This is a genomic window from Alloyangia mangrovi (assembly GCF_002300555.2).
Lineage (GTDB): Bacteria > Pseudomonadota > Alphaproteobacteria > Rhodobacterales > Rhodobacteraceae > Salipiger > Salipiger mangrovi.
In genome coordinates this window covers 1-1,579 of the sequence record NZ_NTHN02000131.1, presented here as the reverse complement: position 1 = coordinate 1,579, position 1,579 = coordinate 1, and the positions used below count along the sequence as shown (strand labels likewise).

Annotated in this window: 2 protein-coding genes; one reads left to right on the top strand and one right to left on the bottom strand. The window is 65.4% G+C overall.

Going from position 1 to position 1,579, the window contains the following annotated elements; genetic code table 11:
* The coding region (locus tag CLG85_RS27055) for a LysR family transcriptional regulator (protein ID WP_260350386.1) at nucleotides 1-683 on the bottom strand (683 nt) is incomplete at its 3' end.
* A gap of 144 nt (nucleotides 684-827) precedes the next feature.
* On the opposite strand from CLG85_RS27055, the gene CLG85_RS27050 reads away from it, so the two are divergent.
* Nucleotides 828-1,579 (top strand): MBL fold metallo-hydrolase (locus CLG85_RS27050; RefSeq protein ID WP_260350385.1); only part of this gene is annotated, 752 nt, incomplete at its 3' end.

The window sequence follows — 1,579 nt, the reverse complement described above, 5'->3', positions numbered from 1 at the left end:
GTCAGCACTGCCGGGGTGGTGGTCATGGTGACCACCGGATCGAAGCGCACCCGCACATCTTCCGCCCCGGCACCGGCGAAGTCCCAGACCGCAGGCTCGCGCAGCGCACTGTTGGCGACGAAGGGCAGGGCGGGCAGATCGTGCGGTGTCCGGATCGGGCCGAGAGCTTCGAGGAGAGCGGGCGTGGCGACGAGATATTGCGAGAAGGCGCCGACGCGTCGGGACTTGAGACTGGAATCCACCAGCCAGCCCAACCTCACCGACATGTCCCACTGCCCCGTCTGCAAATCGACCACCTGGTCGGTGAGGTCGAGAGCGACCTTGCAAGCCGGATATGCCGCGCGAAACCGCGCGACGAGCGGCACCAGTACGGACTGGCCGTAGTCGAGCGGCGCGGTGATCCGCAGCAGACCCTTGGGCTCGTCGCGGGAGTGGCTGAGCTCGTCCTCTGCATCCGCCGCCTCCTGCAGGATTACCCGGCAGCGCTCGTGCAGCATCATCCCCTCGGGCGTGGGCGTCACCTTGCGCGTGGTGCGCAGCAGCAGAGCGGTGCCGAGTTCCTCTTCGAGACGCGCGACGTGGGCGCTGACCACGGCCTTTGTGACACCCATGCGCTCGGCGGCGCGGGTGAAAGAGCCGGTCTCGACGACGGCAGCGAAGAAGGGGAGGCGGTCGAGCTTCATGGAAGGGGTCCGTGGAAGGAGTGCTCCTGCAACTGTATCGTTATGACAAACAGTGAGATAGTAATTTTGCGGATTATTTTTGACAAAGGTGAGGGGTATCTCTGGGCCTGCAACACGCATCCCAAACTTCAAAGGTTCACGACCATGAGGACCCGCACACTGACCGCAGGCCTGACGGCCCTCTCCCTTGTCCTCGGCGCACAATCGGCACTGGCCGAGACGCCCTCGACCGTCGGCGCCACCTACCGTGCCGCTTCCGCCACGGAGGCGCTGGCGCCAGGCGAAAAGATCGCCGATCTCTTCACCCTGAACATGCGGTCGCGCTACATCCTGCAGAAGCTGACCGACCGCACCTATTGGTACCAGTCAGGCTTCTACGGCACGACCTGGTACGTCGGCGATGAGGGGGTCCTGCTGTTCGACCCGTTGCAGGGTCAGGCCGCGAAGATCCTCGAGGCGGTCCGCGCGACCACAGACCTGCCGATCACCACCATCGTCTACTCGCATGACCATGCCGACCACATCGGTGGCACCCCCGATCTCCTCGGCCTGCTGGCCGATCAGACCGAGGCGCCGCGCATCCTCGCCTCGCAGGAAACGTCGGACAAGATGGACCGGCTGAGCAGCAAGCTGCCGCGCCCTCAGGAGACGGTGAGCTGGCCCCGGGGCAGTTTCACCTTCGAGGGGCTGACGGTCGAGCTGCATGGCTTCGATCACGCCGCGCACACCGACGACCACTCAGCATGGCTGCTGACCGGCGAGCGGGTGATGCATGCGCCCGACCTGCTGAACGCCGACCAGCCGCCGTTCTGGAGCTTTGCCGGGTCCGAGACCTTCACCTACCTTCAGGACAACCTGCGCGAGGCCGATGCGCTGGACTGGACCTACATGAACGG